This window comes from Streptomyces sp. NPDC003032, assembly GCF_053591415.1.
In genome coordinates this window covers 295,226-312,964 of record NZ_JBSFTT010000005.1, presented here as the reverse complement: position 1 = coordinate 312,964, position 17,739 = coordinate 295,226, and the positions used below count along the sequence as shown (strand labels likewise).

The window sequence follows — 17,739 nt, the reverse complement described above, 5'->3', positions numbered from 1 at the left end:
CTCAGCGGCTGAACACCTCGAACCCCACCGCCGGCCTGCCGCCGAAGCGCGGCGCCAGCGCTTGGGCGTTGCCCGTCAGGAACGTACGGCAGTACTTCTCGGGGTCGTCGTCCGTCAACGCCTCGATGTACGTACGGTGTTCGAGGAGCGAGGCCACCGAGCGCTCAAGCCCGGCCGACGCGTCCACCGCGTGCGTGGGCGTCGACGAACCGGCGACGGCGACCCACCGCACGCCGTCCCAGGGCTCCAGGCCCTGCTCCTCGATCAGCTCGGGGAAGATCCAGCGGTTGCCCGCGTCCCCCGCCGCGTCCAGCGTGGCGCGGCCCACCGCCACATGGTCGGGGGTGTTCCAGGCGACGCCGCCCCAGGTGTCGCGGTGGTTGAGCGTGATGACCAGCTCGGGGCGGTGTCTGCGGATCGCGGCGGCGATGTCGCGGCGCAGCGCCGTGCCGTACTCGATGACGCCGTCCCTGTGGTCGAGGAACTCCACCGTGCCGACGCCGACGACGGCCGCGCTCGCCCGCTGCTCCCGCTCGCGCAGCGGACCGCAGGTGGCGGGGTCGATCGTGTCGATGCCCGCCTCGCCGCGGCTCGCCAGGAGGTACGCGATCTCGCGGCCCCCGTCCGTCCAGCCCGCGATCGCCGCCGCGCACCCGTACTCCAGGTCGTCGGGGTGCGCGACGACGGCGAGGGCACGCTGCCAGTCCTCCGGCATGGGGACGAGCTGTGCGGGCTGTGCGGGCGCTGCGGCCTCGGCCACGGGCTGCGACTGCGACTCGGTCATGACCGCAGCCTAACCGCGGCCTCTGACAGCGAGTTGTCCCGCGCCTCGCACCGGGACGGACCTCACGCCTCCCCGCGCGTCAGCGCGAGCAGCCGGTCGAGCACCCTCGGCCCGCCGACCCGCAGCCCGTCGTGCTCGAACTCGTCCGTCACCCAGGTGCGCAGCCCCCGGATGGCACGGGCGGTGCGCAGCGAGTGTTCCGTGTCCACGTACATGTCGTCGTGGTAGACCGACGCGGCCACCGGCACCTCGTTCGCCGCGAGGCGGTCCACGTCGTACAGGCGCGGCCAGTCGGTGCGCGCGGCGAGCAGTTCGGCGGTCTCGCGCAGCGGACGCAGCGCCGGGTCGCTGTCGAACATCCAGCGCTGCACGGCCTCGCCGGTGAACAGCAGAGGGTCGTCGCCCGCGAGCGCCTTGCCCGCGTCGAACCGCGGGAATTCGGCACGCACCCGCTCGGCCGCCCAGGCCGTGGGCCGCTCCCCCTGGCCGTAGATCGCCTCGTGCAGGACGGCGAAGAGCGGGCTGCCCGCGTACGAGAGGGCGGCCTGCACGTTCTCCTGGAACGCGTCGGAGAGCACGGTCCCCGACGGCGTACGGACGAAGGCGTCCTCCAGGAGGTAGTGCAGCCGGTGGCTGCCGTCGCCCATGCCGAGCAGGATGCCGAGGGACTGGAAGGCGGGGACGGTGAGTCGGTAGCCGCCGTTCAGGACCGGCTCGTGCTCGGCGAGGTACGCGGCGACGCGGCGGGCGCGCTCGACGTCCTGCGGGTAACGGGCGTAGTGCGCGGCGCTCTTGCGTTCCATGCGCGGGTAGGCCGCGCGGTACACGTCGTCCGCGTGGCCGTCGAGGGTGGGCAGGCCGCCGGTGATGAGCGCGGCGGCCAGTCCCTCGGGCGCCGCCGACAGGTAGTGCGTGGCGCAGAAACCGCCGAAGCTCTGCCCGAGGACGGTCCAGGGGGCGCCGCCCGTCACCTCGGGGCGGATCGCCTCGCAGTCGCGGACGATGGAGTCGGCGCGGAAGCGGGCCAGGTAGTCGGCCTGTTCGCGGGGGCCGCCGCGCAGCGGGAGCGTCTGGCGGTTGGCGGGCGTGGAGCTGCCGGTGCCGCGCTGGTCGAGGAGGAGGACGCGGAAGTCCCGCAGGGCGCGGCCGAGCCAGGACTCCTTGCCGTGGAAGCGGGTGGCGCCGAAGCCGGGGCCGCCCGTGAGGTAGACCAGCCAGGGCAGATCGGCGCCGCCACGTGACGCGGAGACCACTTCGCGGGCGTAGATCTCGATCCGCTCCCCCGCCGGCTCGTCGTGGTCGAGCGGCACGCTGAAGCGACGGTCTGTGAGGACGACTCCTGGCTGGCGGTACGTGACGGTCAAGGCTGCTCCTCGGCGCTGCGACGAAAGCTGATCTTCCCGCCCCAGTCCAGCACACCGGCGGCACGGCCGGAACCGGCGCCCAGGAGCCGCACGCCTCCGCTCAGCGCGACGCCAGGCTGGAGCGTCGTACGACCAGCTCCGGCGTGAGCACGACGCGCCGGTGCTCATGCCCGGCCGCGTCCCCCGACTCGGTCTCCTCCAGGAGGAGTTCCGCCGCCATCGCGCCCATGGTGACGGCGGGCTGGCGCACCGAGGTGAGCGGTACGACGGCGGCGGCCGCGAACTCGATGTCGTCGTAGCCGACGATCGCCACGTCCTCGGGGACGCGCACCCCTGCCGCGTACATCGCCTGGAGCACCCCGAGCGCGAGCAGGTCGTTGGCGCAGAAGACGGCGGTGGGCCGCTCCGCGAGGCCGAGGATCCGGGCGCCCGCGTCGCGGCCCGCGGCCACGTCGAGGCGCTCGGTCGGCAGCTCCCGCAGCGCCGACGCGGCGAGGCCGGCCTCGGCGAGCGCCTGGAGCGCGCCCTGGCGGCGGTCCTTGACCTGGTTGAGCCCGGGCGGGCCGCTCACGTACGCGATGCTGCGGTGCCCCGCGTCCACGAGATGGCGGGCGGCGAGCGCACCGCCCATCATGTCGTCCACGGAGACCGAGCACTCGGTGGCCCCCTCGGCGACCCGGTCGACGAGGACGAACGGGATGTCGTGCCTGCGGAAGGCCTCGATGGTCCGCCCGGTCGCGTCGGCCGGGGTGAGCAGGACGCCGCGGACCCGCTGCTCGGCGAAGAGCGCCAGATACTCGGCCTCCTCGGCGGGGCTCTGCCCGCTGTTGCACACCATGACCCGCAGCCCGGCCTCCCGGGCGGCCCGTTCGGCGCCCCGCGCGACGTCCACGAAGAACGGGTTGCCCATGTCCAGGACGAGCAGCGCCATGATGCGGCTGCGCCCCGCCCGCAGCTGCCGTGCCGACTCGCTGCGTACGTAGCCGAGCCGGTCGATGACGGCCAGCACACGGTGCCGGGTCTCTTCGGAGACCATGTCCGGGCGGTTGATCACGTTCGACACGGTGCCCACCGACACCCCGGCGTGCTTCGCCACGTCTTTGATGCCGACCATGCGTTTCAGGTGCTCCATCCTGCTGTGCGGCCGTCCCCGGCCCTGCGGTCCAGCCTACGTTCGCCGAGAGGCACGAGATACGAGGTACGAGGTAGTGAGGTCCGGGGTATGAGGTCCGGGGTATGAGGCTCAGAACCTGTACCGGTCGACGTTCTTCTTGTCGAACACAGTGGGCCGCCCGAGGTCGACGACACCGTCGTCGCCGATCGTGAAGGCCCCGAGTTCGCCCGCCTTGAACGTCTCGCCCTTCTTACCGGTGATCTGCCCGGAGGAGAGCGCGACGGCGGTGTGCGCGGCGAGCGCGCCGAGCTTGGCGGGGTCCCACAGCTCGAAGGCCTCGATGGTGCCGTTCTTCACGTACTCGCGCAGGTCGTTGGGGGTACCGAGGCCGGTGAGCAGGACCTTGCCCTTGTACTTGGAGCCGGACAGGTACTGGGCGGCCGCCTTGATGCCGACCGTGGTGGGCGAGATGATCCCGGCGAGGTCGGGGTGCTCCTGGAGGAGGCCCTGCGTCTGCTGGAAGGACTGCTGCGCGTCGTCGTTGCCGTAGGCGGTCTTCACGAGCTTCATGTCCTTGTACTCGGGCTTCTTCAGCTCGTCCTTCATGAACCCGATCCACGTGTTCTGGTTCGTCGCGGTCTGCGCGGCGGAGAGGATCGCAATCTCGCCCTTGTGCCCGAGCTGTTCGCCGAGCAGCCGTACCTGGCTGCGGCCCAGTGCCTCGGCGCTCGCCTGGGAGACGAAGACGTGCCGGCAGGCGGGCTTGGTGTCCGAGTCGTACGTGACGACCTTGACGCCGTTCTTCATGGCCTGCTTCAGGGCCGTGCACAGGGCGCCGGGGTCCTGTGCGGAGACGGCCATGGCGTCGACCTGCTGCTGGGTGAGCGTGTTGACGTAATTGACCTGGCCGCTGGTGTCGGTGGCGCTGTTGGGGCCCGTCTCCTTGTACGTCGATCCGAGTTCCTTGAGTGCCTTCTCGCCGCCCTTGTCGGCGACCGTGAAGTACGGGTTGTTGACCTGCTTGGGCAGGAAGCCGACGGTGAGGCCCTTCTTGGTGGCGGCGTTCGGGTCGGCCTTGCCTGCCGAGGCGTGGGAGCCACCGTCATTGCCGGCGTCGTTCTTGGTGGTGCCACCACAGGCGGTGGCGGTCAGGGCGAGTGAGGTGACGGCGGCGAGGGCCGCGCAGGCACGGCGGATCGACGACTTGCGCATGGAGGTGTCCTTTACGGGGTGAGGTCTTTTACGGGGTGAGGTCCTTTACGGGGCGGTTGATGACGACGGCGGAGGGCTGGAGGCGGGCGACGGCACTGAGGCAGATGTGCGCCCCGCCCTGGCGACCGCGATCTGGCGCGCGACACGGGGTCCCAGCACGGACACGATGAGGAGCACGCCGGTGACGACGATCTGGGACTGCGCGGAGACGTTGAGCAGGCTCGTCGCGTTCTGCAGCGCACCGAGCAGGAAGACCCCGGCGACAGCGCCGCCCAGGGTGCCCTTGCCGCCGTCGAAGTCGATGCCGCCGAGCAGGACGGCCGCGACGACGGAGAGTTCGAGCCCGGTGGCGTTGTCGTAGCGGGCGCTCGCGTAGTGCAGCGCCCAGAAGATCCCGGTGAGCGAGGCCATCAGGCCGGTGGTGACGAACAGCCACAGCTTGTGCCGCTTGACGCGCACCCCGGCGAACCGCGCCGCCTCCTCGCCCGCGCCGATCGCGAACAGCGAGCGTCCGAAGGGCGTGGCGTGCAGGACGACGACGGCGATGGCCAGCAGCCCCAGGAAGGGCAGGAAGGCGTACGGGATGAAGGTGTCGCCGATCCGTCCCGCCCCGAAGTCGAGGTACTGGGCGGGGAAGTCGGTGACGGCGTCCGAGCCGAGGACGATCTGCGCGACGCCCCGGTAGGCGGCCATGGTGCCGATGGTGACGGCGAGCGAGGGCAGCCCGAGCCGCGTCACGAGCAGCCCGTTGACGAGCCCGCACACCACACCCAGCAGCAGGCACAGCGGAATGATCGTCTCGATGGCGAGCCCCGCGTTCCACAGGGCGCCCATCACCGCACCGGAGAGCCCGGCGGTCGACGCCACGGAGAGGTCGATCTCTCCGGAGACGACGAGCAGCGTCATCGGGAGGGCTATCAGCGCGATGGGCAACGTATTGCCGATGAGGAACGACAAGTTGAGGGCGTTCCCGAAACCGTCGACAAAGGAGAAGGACAGGAGGAGCAGGACGACAAGGAGAGTGCCGACAGCGGTGTCCCAGCGGACGGCGCGCGTGAGCGGGGAGTCAGCCATGGCGGGCGCTCCTTCTGTTAGATGCGGCCCGCTTCTTCAGGGCCTTGGCGACGCGCAGGGCGACGACCCGGTCGACGGCGATGGCGAGGACGAGCAGCACGCCGTTGATGGCGAGCACCCACACGGAGCTGACGCCGAGGGCGGGCAGCACGCTGTTGATGGAGGTGAGCAGAAGTGCGCCGAGTGCCGCGCCGTAGACGCTTCCTGAGCCACCGGTGAAGACGACGCCGCCGACCACGACGGCGCTGACGACGGTGAGTTCGTAGCCGGTGCCGGTCGCGGAGTCGACGTTGCCGAACCGCGCGAGGTAGAGGGCGCCCGCGAGCCCGGCGAGCGCGCCACACACGGTGTACGCGACGAGGATCCGCTTGCGGACGGAGATCCCGGCGAGGCGGGCGGCCTCGGGGTTGGAGCCGAGGGCGTACAGCTCACGGCCGCCGCCGAAGTGCCGCAGGTAGTACGCGACGGTGACCAGGACGGCCAGCGCGATCAGCGCCGGACAGGGCACGGCCGAGAGGCCGCCGGAGCCGAAATCCACGAAACCGCCCGGCAGGTCGGAGGCGGTGATCTGCCGCGAGCCGACCCAGATCGAGTCGATGCCGCGAATGACGTACAGCGTCCCGAGGGTCACGACGAGCGCGGGCACCTGGCCGAGGCTGACGAGGGCGCCGTTGAGCAGCCCGCAGCCGACGCCGAGCGCGACGGCGAGCAGGACGGCGGTGACGGGACCGCCGCCGCCCTGGAGGTGATCGCCCGCGGCGAAGGCGCTGATGCCGAGCGTGGAGCCGACGGACAGGTCGACGTTGCGGGTGATGACGACCAGCGCCTGGCCGGTGGCGACGAGGACGAGGACGGTGGCGTTCAGAAGCAGGTCCTTGATGCCCTGCTCGGACAGGAACTCGCTGTTGCCCGCCTGGGTGATGCCGATCATCACCAGGAAGACGAGGAGGATGGCGAGTTCCCGCATCTTGAAGACGCGCTCGACCAGCCGGGCGGCACCGGCCTTCCGCGGGTCGACGGCGGGGGACGCGGGGTTCCGCGTACTCATCGCCATACCGGCCTCCTGGGGGTCGGGGTCGGCCCTGTGTTGCCCTTGCCCGCGGTCAGCCCCGTGTTGCCCTTGCCCGCCGTCAGCCCCGTACTGCCCTTGCCCGCCGTCAGCCCCGTACTGCCCTTGCCCGCCGTCAGCCCCGTACTGCCCTTGCCCGCGGTCAGCCCCGTACTGCCCTTCACCGCGGTCAGCCGCAGGCGCCCCTCGGTCACCGTCACGCCGCCCTCCCCGTGGCCGCCGCCATCACGGTCTCCTCCGTGGCCTTCGCTCGCGGGATCTCCGCGGTGAGCCGTCCCTCGTGCATGACGAGGACACGGTCGGCCATGCCGAGGATCTCCGGCAGGTCGGAGGAGATCATCAGCACCGCGACGCCGTCCGCGGCGAGCGCGGAGAGCAGGCGGTGCACCTCCGCCTTGGTGCCGACGTCGATGCCGCGGGTCGGCTCGTCGACGATCAGGACGCGCGGCCCGGTGGCGAGCCACTTGGCGAGGACGACCTTCTGCTGGTTGCCGCCGGAGAGCGTGCCGACGGCGTCGGCGAGGCGCGCGTACTTCACCTGGAGCTTGAGCGCCCAGTCCAGGGCGCGGCGGCGCTCGGCGCCGCGGTCCATCAACCCGGCGCGGACAGTGGTGCGCAGGCCGGTCAGGCCGATGTTCCGCTCGATCGACATGTCCATCACCAGGCCCTGGGCGCGACGGTCCTCGGGGACGAGGGCGAGCCCCGCCGCCATGGCGGTGCTCGGCGCGCCGTTGGTCAGGGCCTTGCCCTGGACCTCGATGGTCCCGGCGTCCCAGCGGTCGACGCCGAACACCGCCCGGGCGACCTCGCTGCGGCCGGCGCCGACGAGACCGGCGAGCCCGACGATCTCACCGCGCCGGACGTCGAACGACACGTCGGTGAAGACGCCTTCGCGAGTCAGCCGCCGCACGCTGAGCGCGACGTCCCCGACCTCGGTCGGCTGCTTCGGGTAGAGGTCGGCGAGATCGCGGCCCACCATGCGGCGCACCAGGTCGTCCTCCGTGAGTCCCTCCAGCGTCTCGCCGGCGACAAGGGTGCCGTCCCGCAGGGTCGTGACGCGCTGGCAGAGCGCGAAGATCTCCTCCAGGCGGTGGGAGATGAACAGGATCGCGGCGCCCTGTTCGCGCAGGGTGCGTACGACGCCGAAGAGGCGGGCCACTTCACTGCCGGTGAGCGCGGCGGTCGGCTCGTCCATGATCAGCACGCGGGCGTCAAAGGACAGCGCCTTGGCGATCTCGACGATCTGCTGGTCGGCGATGGAGAGGCCGCGCGCGGGCTGCTCGGGGTCGAGATCCACGGCGAGGCGCGCGAAGAGCGCCCGCGCCCCCGCGTCGACGGCCTTGTGGTCGACGCGCCCCAGGGAACGGCGCGGCCGGCGCCCCATGAAGATGTTCTCGGCGACGGAGAGGTCGGGAAAGAGCGTCGGTTCCTGGTAGATGACGGCGATCCCGGCGTCGCGGGCGTCGGCGGGCCCGTGCAGGACGACCGGTCGACCGTCGAGTGAAAGGCTCCCGGCGTCGGGCCGGTATACGCCGGCGAGGGTCTTGATGAGGGTGGACTTCCCGGCACCGTTCTCACCCGCGAGGGCGTGCGCCTCACCGGCGTGGAGTTGCAGCGAGACGCCCTGGAGGGCGCGGATGGCTCCGAAGGACTTGCTCAGGCCGTGCGCGGCCAGGACAGGAGGCTCTCTCATGGGTAGCACCGATCGGTGACGAGGGACGACGCAGGTTTATGAAAGGTTTCAAGCAAGTGCCCGGAAGCTAGACCCGCGCCAACTTCACCGTCAATGGGAACGACGCGATTATCTCTGAACTCGCCACCTGGCACCGGGCAGAAATGGCCGGCCCCCTTGACAGACGGAAAGCGCCTCCCTAACTTCGGCCCTCATGAAACGATTCATCCCTGGGTCGTTACGGAACGAACCCCCTTGTGATCAGCCTTACGAAGTGGTTCCCGCGGATGGCCGACGGCTGTGCCGTCTACGCCGCGGCCTCCGGCACCCGCCAGTTCTCCAACTGACCGACAACAACGAACACTGCTTCGGAAGGCCGCGTGATGACCGCCGGAACCAGTAAGGACGCCGTGAAAGCGGCACTCACCACCCAGGCCTTGGAGACACCGTCCTGGGCGTACGGCAATTCCGGCACGCGCTTCAAGGTCTTCGCGCAGCCAGGCGTCCCCCGCACGACACGCGAGAAGCTGGACGACGCGGCACGCGTGCACGCGCACACGGGTGTGGCACCGACCGTCGCCCTGCACATCCCGTGGGACAGGGTCGACGATTACGCGGCGCTGGCCGCGTACGCCGGGGAGCGCGGCCTGACGCTGGGCGCGATCAACTCCAACGTCTTCCAGGACGACGACTACAGACTGGGCTCGGTCACCAACCCCGACCCGGCGATCCGCCGCAAAGCGGTCGGCCATCTCCTGGAGTGCGTCGACATCATGGACGCGACGGGCTCAAGGGACCTCAAGCTCTGGTTCTCGGACGGCACCAACTACCCCGGCCAGGACGACCTGCGCGCCCGCCAGGACCGTCTGGCCGAAGCGCTCCGCACGGTCTACGACCGGCTCGGCGACGACCAGCGGATGCTCCTGGAGTACAAGCTCTTCGAACCCGCTTTCTACGCCACCGACGTGCCCGACTGGGGCACGGCGTACGCGCACTGCCTCAAGCTCGGCCCCAAGGCACAGGTCGTCGTCGACACCGGCCACCACGCGCCGGGCACCAACATCGAGTTCATCGTGGCGACACTGCTGCGCGAGGGCAGGCTCGGCGGCTTCGACTTCAACTCGCGGTTCTACGCCGACGACGACCTGATGGTCGGGGCCGCGGACCCCTTCCAGCTCTTCCGGATCATGTACGAGGTGGTGCGCGGCGGCGGCCTGGCGGCAGGGGCCCCCGGCTCGCCCCCGGTCGCCTTCATGCTCGACCAGTGCCACAACATCGAGGCGAAGATCCCCGCGATCATCCGCTCCGTCATGAACGTGCAGGAGGCCACGGCCAAGGCGCTGCTGGTGGACGCCGACGTGCTCGCCGAGGCCCAGCGCACGGGCGATGTGCTCGCCGCGAACGGGGCGGTGATGGACGCGTTCAGCACCGATGTGCGTCCCCTACTGGCGGAAGTCAGGGAGGAGTTGGGGTTGGACCCTGATCCGCTGAGGGCGTACGAGCGGTCAGGATGGGAGCAGCGGATCATCGAAGAGCGGGTCGGCGGCGAGCAGGCCGGGTGGGGGGCGTGAGCGACATGGAGCAGCAGGCGACAGAGCGGCGGCACACGAGTGTCAGGGAACTGCTGGACCGCGCCCACGCGTTGGGCGCGGATCCGCGCAACACGAATTACGCGGGTGGGAACGCCTCGGCGAAGGGCACCGCACCGGACCCGGTGACCGGTGACGACATCGACCTCATGTGGGTCAAGGGCTCCGGCGGCGACCTCGGCACGCTCCAGGAGTCCGGTCTCGCGGTGCTGCGCCTGGACCGGCTCCGCGCGCTGACGGGGGTGTACGGCGGTGTGGAGCGCGAGGACGAGATGGTCGCGGCGTTCGACTACTGCCTGCACGGCAAGGGCGGGGCCGCGCCCTCCATCGACACGGCGATGCACGGCCTGGTCGACGCGGCGCACGTCGACCATCTCCACCCGGACTCCGGCATCGCGCTCGCCTGCGCGGCCGACGGCGAGAAGCTGACCGCCGAGTGCTTCGGCGACACGGTGGCGTGGGTGCCGTGGCGCCGCCCGGGGTTCCAGCTGGGCCTGGACATCGCGGCGGTGCGGGCGCAGCGGCCGCAGGCCATCGGCTGTGTGCTGGGCGGACATGGCATCACCGCGTGGGGCGAGACCTCCCAGGAGTGCGCGGAGAACTCCCTGCGCATGATCCGCACGGCGGAGCGCTTCCTCGCCGAGCACGGCAAGGCGGAGCCGTTCGGTGCGGAACTGACTGGGTATGACCCGCTTCCCGCGGCAGAGCGGCACGCGAGGGCGGCGGCCCTGGCCCCCGTCATCCGGGGCCTGGCCTCCCAGGACCACCCCCAGGTGGGCCACTTCAACGACACACCCCCGGTCCTCGACTTCCTCTCCCGCACCGAGCACCCGCGCCTGGCCGCCCTCGGCACATCGTGCCCCGACCACTTCCTGCGTACGAAGGTCAGGCCGCTGCTCCTCGACCTGCCGCCGACCACTCCCCTGGACGAGGTGATCACCCGCCTCGGGGAGCTGCACGCCGACTACCGCGAGGAGTACGAGGCGTACTACACACGGCACGCCGAGCCCGGCTCCCCCGCGATGCGCGGCGCGGACCCGGCGGTCGTGCTCGTGCCCGGCGTGGGCATGTTCAGCTTCGGCAAGGACAAACAGACCGCGCGCGTGGCGGGTGAGTTCTACGTCAACGCGATCAACGTCATGCGGGGCGCGGAGGCCGTCTCGTCGTACGCGCCGATCGAGGAATCCGAGAAGTTCCGCATCGAGTACTGGGAGCTGGAGGAGGCGAAGCTGCGGCGCATGCCCGCGCCGAAGCCGCTCGCGACGCGCGTGGCGCTCGTGACGGGCGCGGGCAGCGGCATCGGCAGGGCGATCGCGCACCGCCTGGCCGCCGAAGGTGCCTGCGTCGTCGTCGCGGACGTCAACGGAGAGGGCGCGGCAGCCGTGGCCGAGGAGCTCGGCGGGCCCGACCGGGCGGTCGCCGTCACCGTCGATGTGACGAGCGAGGAGCAGATCACCGCGGCGTTCGAGGCGGCGAGCCTGGCCTTCGGCGGGGTGGACCTGGTCGTCAACAACGCGGGCATCTCCCTCTCCAAGCCGCTCCTGGAGACCACGGCCCGCGACTGGGACGTCCAGCACGCCGTCATGGCACGCGGCTCTTTCCTCGTCTCCCGCGAGGCGGCCCGGCTGATGCGGGCGCAGGGCCTGGGCGGCGACATCGTCTACATCGCTTCCAAGAACGCGGTGTTCGCGGGCCCGAACAACATCGCGTACTCGGCGACCAAGGCCGACCAGGCCCACCAAGTCCGTCTGCTCGCCGCTGAGTTGGGACCCGAGGGCATCCGCGTCAACGGTGTGAACCCGGACGGTGTGGTACGCGGCTCGGGCATCTTCGCCGGCGGCTGGGGCGCACAGCGGGCAGCGGTGTACGGCGTGCCGGAGGAGAAACTGGGCGAGTTCTACGCCCAGCGGACCCTCCTCAAGCGCGAGGTCCTCCCGGACCACGTGGCGAACGCGGTGTTCGCCCTGACGGGCGGCGACCTGTCCCACACGACGGGCCTGCACATACCGGTGGACGCGGGGGTGGCGGCGGCGTTCCTGCGGTGACGTGGGCGGGGACGCGGGCCTACGCCACCCCCTCAGCGACCCGATCCACGCCGCCGCCATCCCCTTCCCCCTCAGCGACCTGGCGCACGCCGCCACCATCCCCCTCCCCTCCTCACCGCAGTACCTCCCCCCTCACCCCAGTACCTCCGCCACCCTTGAGAGCCGCCCCATGGCCCGCACCCGCCCCCAGCCCCTCACTTCCCGCTTCGCCGCCGTCGATCTGGGTGCGTCCAGTGGACGTGTCATGGTGGGGCGGGTGGGTCCCGACAGCCTCGGCTTGGAGGAAGCGCACCGGTTTCCCAACACCCCGGTGCGCACCGGTTCCACCCTGCACTGGGACATCCTCGCGCTCTACGCGGGCGTGCTCGACGGGCTGCGGGCAGCCGGGGAGGTGGCGTCCGTGGGGGTCGACAGCTGGGCCGTCGACTACGGACTGCTCGACGCGGACGGCGCCCTCCTCGGCAACCCCGTGCACTACCGCGACCGCCGTACCGAAGGCATCGCCGAGAAGGTGTGGGCGAGCGTCCCGGCCGCAGAGCTGTACGCGGCGACGGGGCTGCAGTATGCCCCCTTCAACACTCTGTACCAGCTCGCCGCGGCGGAAGGGACCGTGCAACTCGCGGCGGCGAAACGGCTGTTGCTGATCCCCGACCTGCTCACGTACTGGCTGACCGGCCACCTCGGCACCGAACTGACCAACGCCTCGACCACGCAGCTGATCGACCCCCGTACCAGGGACTGGTCGCGCGAGACGGCCGACCGGCTCGGCATCGACCTCGCCCTGTTCCCACCCCTGCGGCAGCCCGGCGACCCCGCGGGCCTGCTGCTGCCCCACGTCCTGGAGGACACCGGCCTGACGGGCCCCGTCCCCGTGACGGCGGTGGCCTCGCACGACACCGCCTCCGCCGTGGCGGCCGTTCCCGCGAAGGACGGCACCGACTTCGCGTATCTCTGCACCGGCACGTGGTCCCTGGCCGGGCTCGAACTGGACGCCCCCGTCCTCACGGAGGAGAGCCGGAAGGCGAACTTCACCAATGAGTTGGGGATCGACGGCACCGTCCGCCATCTGCGCAACATCATGGGCCTCTGGCTCCTCCAGGAGTGCCTGCGCGCCTGGCGCGAGTCCGACCTCACGGCCCTGCTCACCGCGGCGTTCCAGGCGAAGCCGCTGCGTTCGGTCGTGGACGCGAGCGCCCCGGAGTTCCTGGCGCCCGGCCGGATGCCGGACCGCATAGCGCGGGCCTGCCGCGCGACAGGCCAGCCCGAACCGACCACTCGCGCGGAGACGACCCGCTGCGTCCTCGACTCCCTGGCGCTCGCCCACCGCCGGGCCCTTGCGGACGCCCAGCGCCTGACCGGACGCTCCGTGGACGTGGTGCATCTGGTCGGCGGCGGCGCCCGCAACGCCCTGCTGTGCCAACTGACGGCCGACGCCTGCGGTCTGCCGGTCCTCGCCGGCCCGGCGGAGGCGGCCGCGCTGGGCAACGTCCTCGTACAGGCGCGGGCGCACGGAGTGCTGGGCGACCGCGCCGAAGCCCGCGCCCTGGTGGCCCGCGCCCAGCCGCCGACCCGCTATGAACCACGCGGTGACACCGCCCCGTGGCAAGCCGCACAGGAACGGCTGCTCACTGCATGACCATCGACGACTCCCGCAACGCCGCGCCCGCGCGTACGCTGCACCCATCCGATGATCGACGAGGAGGAACCCGCGATGCGTGTCGCCCTGTTCCTGACTTGTGTCAACGACACGCTCTATCCGGACACGGGCCGCGCGGTGGTGAAACTGCTGACCGGACTGGGCGTTGAAGTCGACTTCCCGATGGCGCAGACCTGTTGCGGGCAGGCGCACTACAACACGGGCTATCGGCATCAGGCGGAGCCGCTTGCCCGCCATTTCTCCGATGTCTTCGGTTCGGACGCGTACGACGCGATCGTGACGCCGTCCGGTTCGTGCGGGGCGATGGTGCGGGAGTTGTATCCGCGGATGGGTGAGCGGGCGCGGGCCGAGGGCCGCGGGGGCGGCCTCGCGCGAAAACTCGCGCCGGTGGTCCCGAAGACGTACGAGCTGACCGAGTTCCTGGTGGACGTCCTCGGTGTCACGGACGTCGGGGCGTACTACCCGCACAAGGTCACGTACCACCCGACGTGCCACGGTCTGCGCGGCCTCGGGCTCGGCGAGCGGCCCGACCGGCTGCTCCGGGCGGTCAAGGGACTCGAGCTGGTGGAGTTGCCCGGCGCCGAGGAGTGCTGCGGCTTCGGCGGCACCTTCGCCGTGAAGAACTCCGATGTCTCGGCGGCGATGGGCGCGGACAAGGTGCGCCACGCCGAGTCGACCGGGGCCGAGGTGCTGTGCGCGGCGGACAACTCCTGCCTGATGCACATCGGCGGCACGATGGCCCGGCTCAAGAGCGGGGTACGTCCGGTTCATATCGCGGAGATCCTGGCGAGCACGGAAGAGGAGCCCCTGTCATGAGCGGCGGCACATTCGTCGGCATGCCCGCCTTCCCCGAGGCGGCCCGGGAGGCGGTGGGCAACAAGACGCTGCGCGCGAACCTCCGGCACGCCACGCACACCATCCGCGACAAGCGCGCCCGCGCCGTCGCCGAGCTGGCGGACTGGGCGGAGCTGCGCGAAGCGGGCAAGCGCATCAAGGACCACACGCTGCGCCATCTCGACCGCTACCTGGTGCGGTTGGAGGAGTCCGTGGTCCGCGCCGGGGGCACCGTGCACTGGGCGGCCGACGCCGACGAGGCGAACCGCATCGTCACCGCCCTCGTCAAGGCGACCGGCGAGACGGAGGTCGTCAAGGTGAAGTCGATGGCCACGCAGGAGATCGGGCTCAACGAAGCCCTCGAAGCCGAGGGCATCCACGCCTACGAGACGGATCTCGCCGAACTCATCGTGCAGCTCGGCGAGGACCGCCCCTCGCACATCCTCGTCCCCGCCATCCACCGCAACCGCGGCGAGATCCGCGACATCTTCCGCGAGAAGATGGCCGATTGGGGCCGCCCCGCGCCGGAAGGGCTGACCGACACGCCCGCCGAACTGGCCGAGGCCGCGCGCCTGCACCTGCGGGAGAAGTTCCTGCGCGCCAAGGTCGGCATCTCCGGGGCGAACTTCATGGTCGCGGAGACCGGCACCCTGGTCGTCGTGGAGTCGGAGGGCAACGGCCGGATGTGCCTCACCCTCCCCGAGACGCTGATCTCCGTGGTCGGCATCGAGAAGACCGTCCCGGCCTGGCGCGACCTGGAGGTCTTCCTCCAGACGCTCCCCCGCTCCTCGACGGCCGAGCGCATGAACCCGTACACGTCGATGTGGACCGGCACCACCGACCAGGACGGCCCGCGCGCCTTCCACCTGGTCCTGCTCGACAACGGCCGCACCGACACCCTCGCCGACGAGGTGGGCCGCCAGGCACTGCGCTGCATCCGCTGCTCCGCGTGCCTGAACGTGTGCCCGGTCTACGAACGGGCGGGCGGACACGCGTACGGCTCCGTCTATCCCGGCCCCATCGGCGCCATCCTCAGCCCGCAACTGCGCGGCACGCGGAGCGAGACCGACGCCTCCCTCCCCTACGCCTCCTCGCTCTGCGGGGCCTGCTACGAGGTGTGTCCGGTCGCCATCGACATCCCCGAGGTCCTCGTGCATCTGCGGGAGCGGGTCGTGCAGGGCGGCGAGGTCACGCGGCGCGGCGTGAAGGTGACGCTGAGACCCGCGAAGGGGCACGCGGCGGAGCGGGCGGCGATGCGCGCGGCGGGCCTGGCCTTCGCCCGACCGGGGGCGCTGCGCCTCGGCCAGCGCCTCGCGTCCCGCACCCGGCGGCTCCACCCGCGCACACTGCCGGGTCCCGGGCGGGCCTGGAGCGCGAGCCGGGAGCTGCCGAAGGTTCCCTCGGAGCCGTTCCGCGACTGGTGGCAGCGCACGCGGGGCGGCAAGAGCGAGGGCACGACCGAGGGGAGCCAGAGGTGAGCAGCAGGGACCGGATCCTGGGCCGGGTGCGGCGGGCGCTGGCCGATGTGCCGGACGACGACACACCATACGAGCGAGCGGTGGGCCGCGACTATCTGCGTGAGCACGGCGGACGCACCGTCCGGCAGACCGTCGACCTGCTCGCGGAGAATCTGGCGGAGTACCGCGCGCTGGTGCACCGGTGCGCCGACGAGGACCTGCCGCAGCTGCTGACGCGCCTGCTCGCGGAGCGCGGCTCGCAGACCCTGCTCGTGCCACCCGGCCTGCCCCCGTACTGGCTGAAGGCCGCCGACCAAGCCCGCGTCCACGACCGCGCCGCGAGCACCGCGCACGACCTGGACCGGGTGGACAGCGTCGTCACCGGCTGCGCGGTCGCCGTCGCCGAGACCGGCACGCTCGTCCTGGACGGCTCCCCGGACCAGGGCAGGCGCCGCATCACTCTCGTCCCCGACCACCACATCTGTGTCGTACGCGTCCCCGACCAGGTCGTCCCGTCCGTGCCGCAGGCCCTGGAACGGCTCGATCCGGCGCGGCCGCTGACCTGGATCTCGGGGCCGTCCGCGACCAGCGACATCGAGTTGGACCGGGTCGAGGGCGTGCATGGGCCGCGCACCCTGGAGGTGGTGCTGGTGAGCGGTGGGTGACGGGCGGGGCTAGCGTGAGGGAATGATCCGGTTCGAGCGGGTGACCAAGCGCTACCCGGACGGCACGACGGCCGTGGACGACCTGTCCTTCGAGGTCGCCGAGGGCGAACTGGTCACGCTCGTCGGCCCGTCCGGGTGCGGCAAGACGACGACGATGATGATGGTGAACCGCCTCATCGAGCCCACGTCGGGCCGCATCTTCGTGAACGAGGAGAACATCGCCGACGTCGACCCGGTGCGGCTGCGCCGCCGCATCGGCTACGTCATCCAGCAGGTCGGCCTCTTCCCGCACCGCACGGTCCTCGACAACACGGCGACGGTCCCCGCGCTGATCGGCTGGAAGAAGTCCAAGGCGCGGGCGCGGGCGGCGGAGCTGCTCGATCTGGTGGGCCTGGACCCGAAGACCTTCGGGCCGCGCTACCCCGAGCAGCTCTCGGGCGGGCAGCGCCAGCGCGTCGGGGTGGCGCGCGCGTTGGCCGCCGATCCGCCCGTACTCCTGATGGACGAGCCGTTCGGCGCGGTCGACCCGGTGGTGCGCGAGCAGCTGCAGGACGAGTTCCTGCGGATGCAGGCGGCCGTCCGCAAGACGGTCCTTCTCGTGACGCACGACATCGAGGAGGCGGTCCGCCTCGGTGACCGCATCGCGGTGTACGGCCAGGGGCGCATCGAACAGTTCGATACTCCTGGTGCGGTGCTCGGGGCGCCGAGGACGCCGTACGTCGCCGAGTTCGTGGGCGCGGACCGCGGTCTGAAGCGGCTTTCGGTCACCGAGATCCAGACGGACGATCTGGAGGAGCCGCCGGTCGCCCGCCTCGACGAGCCCGCCGCGCGGGCCGCGGCCCGGTTGCGCAAGGAGGAGGCGCGCTGGGCCGTCGTCCTGGACGAGGCCGGCGATCTGCACGGCTGGGTGGGCGTCGACGAGGTCGGGCTGGCCGGCACCGGCGGCACGGTCGGTGACCTGGCGCACCGCATGAACTCCTGGGTACCGGTCGGCGCCCCGCTGAAGCAGGCGTTCGGGGTGATGTTGCAGCACGACGCGGGCTGGGTCGCGGTCCTCGACGGGGCACGCTTCCTCGGCGTGCTGACCCCGGCGAAGCTGCATGAGGCGCTGCGCCGTTCGGTGGACGCGGACGCGCAGGGGGTGGGGCGGGACGAGGTCGAGTTCGACTCGGTCTCCGACGCGTAGGCGCCCCGTAAGGGGCG

General features: G+C 71.5%; 15 protein-coding genes. 7 read left to right on the top strand and 8 right to left on the bottom strand.

The genetic code is table 11. The annotated features are described in order from the left end of the window. Window position 1: 1 nt before the first annotated feature. From ACWDZ7_RS10055 to ACWDZ7_RS10020, 8 genes are all read right to left on the bottom strand, one after another. Window positions 2-784 carry a PIG-L deacetylase family protein gene (locus ACWDZ7_RS10055; protein ID WP_451796194.1) on the bottom strand — a complete coding sequence of 261 codons (783 nt, stop codon included), beginning with the start codon at window positions 782-784 and terminating at the stop codon, window positions 2-4. Window positions 785-846: 62 nt separating this feature from the next. Continuing rightward, complete coding sequence (locus tag ACWDZ7_RS10050) at window positions 847-2,148, bottom strand: alpha/beta fold hydrolase (RefSeq protein WP_451796193.1); 1,302 nt, start codon at window positions 2,146-2,148, stop codon at window positions 847-849. Window positions 2,149-2,248: 100 nt separating this feature from the next. Continuing rightward, window positions 2,249-3,271 (bottom strand): LacI family DNA-binding transcriptional regulator, encoded by a 1,023-nt coding sequence (locus tag ACWDZ7_RS10045; protein WP_451796250.1) that lies wholly within the window; start codon window positions 3,269-3,271, stop codon window positions 2,249-2,251. A 120-nt stretch (window positions 3,272-3,391) separates the two neighbouring features. Then, on the bottom strand, window positions 3,392-4,474 hold the full coding sequence (rhaS, locus tag ACWDZ7_RS10040; protein ID WP_451796192.1) for a rhamnose ABC transporter substrate-binding protein: 1,083 nt from the start codon (window positions 4,472-4,474) through the stop codon (window positions 3,392-3,394). A 45-nt stretch (window positions 4,475-4,519) separates the two neighbouring features. Continuing rightward, the gene (locus ACWDZ7_RS10035) at window positions 4,520-5,548 is read right to left on the bottom strand and encodes an ABC transporter permease (protein WP_451796191.1); all 1,029 of its coding nucleotides are present in this window, start codon (window positions 5,546-5,548) and stop codon (window positions 4,520-4,522) included. Continuing rightward, a complete protein-coding gene (locus ACWDZ7_RS10030; RefSeq protein ID WP_451796190.1) occupies window positions 5,541-6,596 on the bottom strand; it encodes an ABC transporter permease in 1,056 nt (351 codons plus the stop codon). The genes ACWDZ7_RS10035 and ACWDZ7_RS10030 overlap by 8 nt, the downstream gene beginning before the upstream one ends. Then, on the bottom strand, window positions 6,593-6,817 hold the full coding sequence (locus ACWDZ7_RS10025) for a hypothetical protein (protein ID WP_451796189.1): 225 nt from the start codon (window positions 6,815-6,817) through the stop codon (window positions 6,593-6,595). Before ACWDZ7_RS10025 ends, ACWDZ7_RS10030 begins: the two co-directional genes overlap by 4 nt. Next, window positions 6,814-8,310 carry a sugar ABC transporter ATP-binding protein gene (locus ACWDZ7_RS10020; RefSeq protein WP_451796188.1) on the bottom strand — a complete coding sequence of 499 codons (1,497 nt, stop codon included), beginning with the start codon at window positions 8,308-8,310 and terminating at the stop codon, window positions 6,814-6,816. The genes ACWDZ7_RS10025 and ACWDZ7_RS10020 overlap by 4 nt, the downstream gene beginning before the upstream one ends. A 362-nt stretch (window positions 8,311-8,672) precedes the next feature. On the opposite strand from ACWDZ7_RS10020, the gene rhaI reads away from it, so the two are divergent. The 7 genes from rhaI (at window position 8,673) to ACWDZ7_RS09985 (ending at window position 17,722) form a co-directional block, all read left to right on the top strand. Continuing rightward, on the top strand, window positions 8,673-9,860 hold the full coding sequence (gene rhaI, locus ACWDZ7_RS10015) for an L-rhamnose isomerase (RefSeq protein WP_451796187.1): 1,188 nt from the start codon (window positions 8,673-8,675) through the stop codon (window positions 9,858-9,860). A 5-nt stretch (window positions 9,861-9,865) separates the two neighbouring features. Next, the gene (locus tag ACWDZ7_RS10010; RefSeq protein ID WP_451796249.1) at window positions 9,866-11,923 is read left to right on the top strand and encodes a bifunctional aldolase/short-chain dehydrogenase; all 2,058 of its coding nucleotides are present in this window, start codon (window positions 9,866-9,868) and stop codon (window positions 11,921-11,923) included. A 169-nt stretch (window positions 11,924-12,092) separates the two neighbouring features. Further along, the gene (locus ACWDZ7_RS10005; RefSeq protein ID WP_451796186.1) at window positions 12,093-13,559 is read left to right on the top strand and encodes a rhamnulokinase; all 1,467 of its coding nucleotides are present in this window, start codon (window positions 12,093-12,095) and stop codon (window positions 13,557-13,559) included. Between the two features lie 75 nt (window positions 13,560-13,634). Then, window positions 13,635-14,396 carry a (Fe-S)-binding protein gene (locus ACWDZ7_RS10000; RefSeq protein WP_451796248.1) on the top strand — a complete coding sequence of 254 codons (762 nt, stop codon included), beginning with the start codon at window positions 13,635-13,637 and terminating at the stop codon, window positions 14,394-14,396. After that, window positions 14,393-15,892 carry a LutB/LldF family L-lactate oxidation iron-sulfur protein gene (locus ACWDZ7_RS09995; RefSeq protein ID WP_451796185.1) on the top strand — a complete coding sequence of 500 codons (1,500 nt, stop codon included), beginning with the start codon at window positions 14,393-14,395 and terminating at the stop codon, window positions 15,890-15,892. The genes ACWDZ7_RS10000 and ACWDZ7_RS09995 overlap by 4 nt, the downstream gene beginning before the upstream one ends. Next, window positions 15,889-16,536: a LutC/YkgG family protein gene (locus ACWDZ7_RS09990; protein ID WP_451796184.1), complete on the top strand. Its 648-nt coding sequence runs from the start codon at window positions 15,889-15,891 to the stop codon at window positions 16,534-16,536. The genes ACWDZ7_RS09995 and ACWDZ7_RS09990 overlap by 4 nt, the downstream gene beginning before the upstream one ends. Before the next feature lie 22 nt (window positions 16,537-16,558). Next, window positions 16,559-17,722: an ABC transporter ATP-binding protein gene (locus ACWDZ7_RS09985; RefSeq protein WP_451796183.1), complete on the top strand. Its 1,164-nt coding sequence runs from the start codon at window positions 16,559-16,561 to the stop codon at window positions 17,720-17,722. The last annotated feature ends 17 nt before the right edge of the window (window positions 17,723-17,739 follow it).

Bases quoted from the DNA above. Each gene is read 5' to 3' on its own strand.
- ACWDZ7_RS10055 (WP_451796194.1), bottom strand. From the start codon at position 784: ATGACCGAGTCGCAGTCGCAGCCCGTGGCCGAGGCCGCAGCGCCCGCA.
- rhaS (WP_451796192.1), bottom strand. From the start codon at position 4,474: ATGCGCAAGTCGTCGATCCGCCGTGCCTGCGCGGCCCTCGCCGCCGTC.
- ACWDZ7_RS10035 (WP_451796191.1), bottom strand. From the start codon at position 5,548: ATGGCTGACTCCCCGCTCACGCGCGCCGTCCGCTGGGACACCGCTGTC.
- ACWDZ7_RS10030 (WP_451796190.1), bottom strand. From the start codon at position 6,596: ATGAGTACGCGGAACCCCGCGTCCCCCGCCGTCGACCCGCGGAAGGCC.
- ACWDZ7_RS10020 (WP_451796188.1), bottom strand. From the start codon at position 8,310: ATGAGAGAGCCTCCTGTCCTGGCCGCGCACGGCCTGAGCAAGTCCTTC.
- rhaI (WP_451796187.1), top strand. From the start codon at position 8,673: ATGACCGCCGGAACCAGTAAGGACGCCGTGAAAGCGGCACTCACCACC.
- ACWDZ7_RS10010 (WP_451796249.1), top strand. From the start codon at position 9,866: ATGGAGCAGCAGGCGACAGAGCGGCGGCACACGAGTGTCAGGGAACTG.
- ACWDZ7_RS10005 (WP_451796186.1), top strand. From the start codon at position 12,093: ATGGCCCGCACCCGCCCCCAGCCCCTCACTTCCCGCTTCGCCGCCGTC.
- ACWDZ7_RS10000 (WP_451796248.1), top strand. From the start codon at position 13,635: ATGCGTGTCGCCCTGTTCCTGACTTGTGTCAACGACACGCTCTATCCG.
- ACWDZ7_RS09995 (WP_451796185.1), top strand. From the start codon at position 14,393: ATGAGCGGCGGCACATTCGTCGGCATGCCCGCCTTCCCCGAGGCGGCC.
- ACWDZ7_RS09985 (WP_451796183.1), top strand. From the start codon at position 16,559: ATGATCCGGTTCGAGCGGGTGACCAAGCGCTACCCGGACGGCACGACG.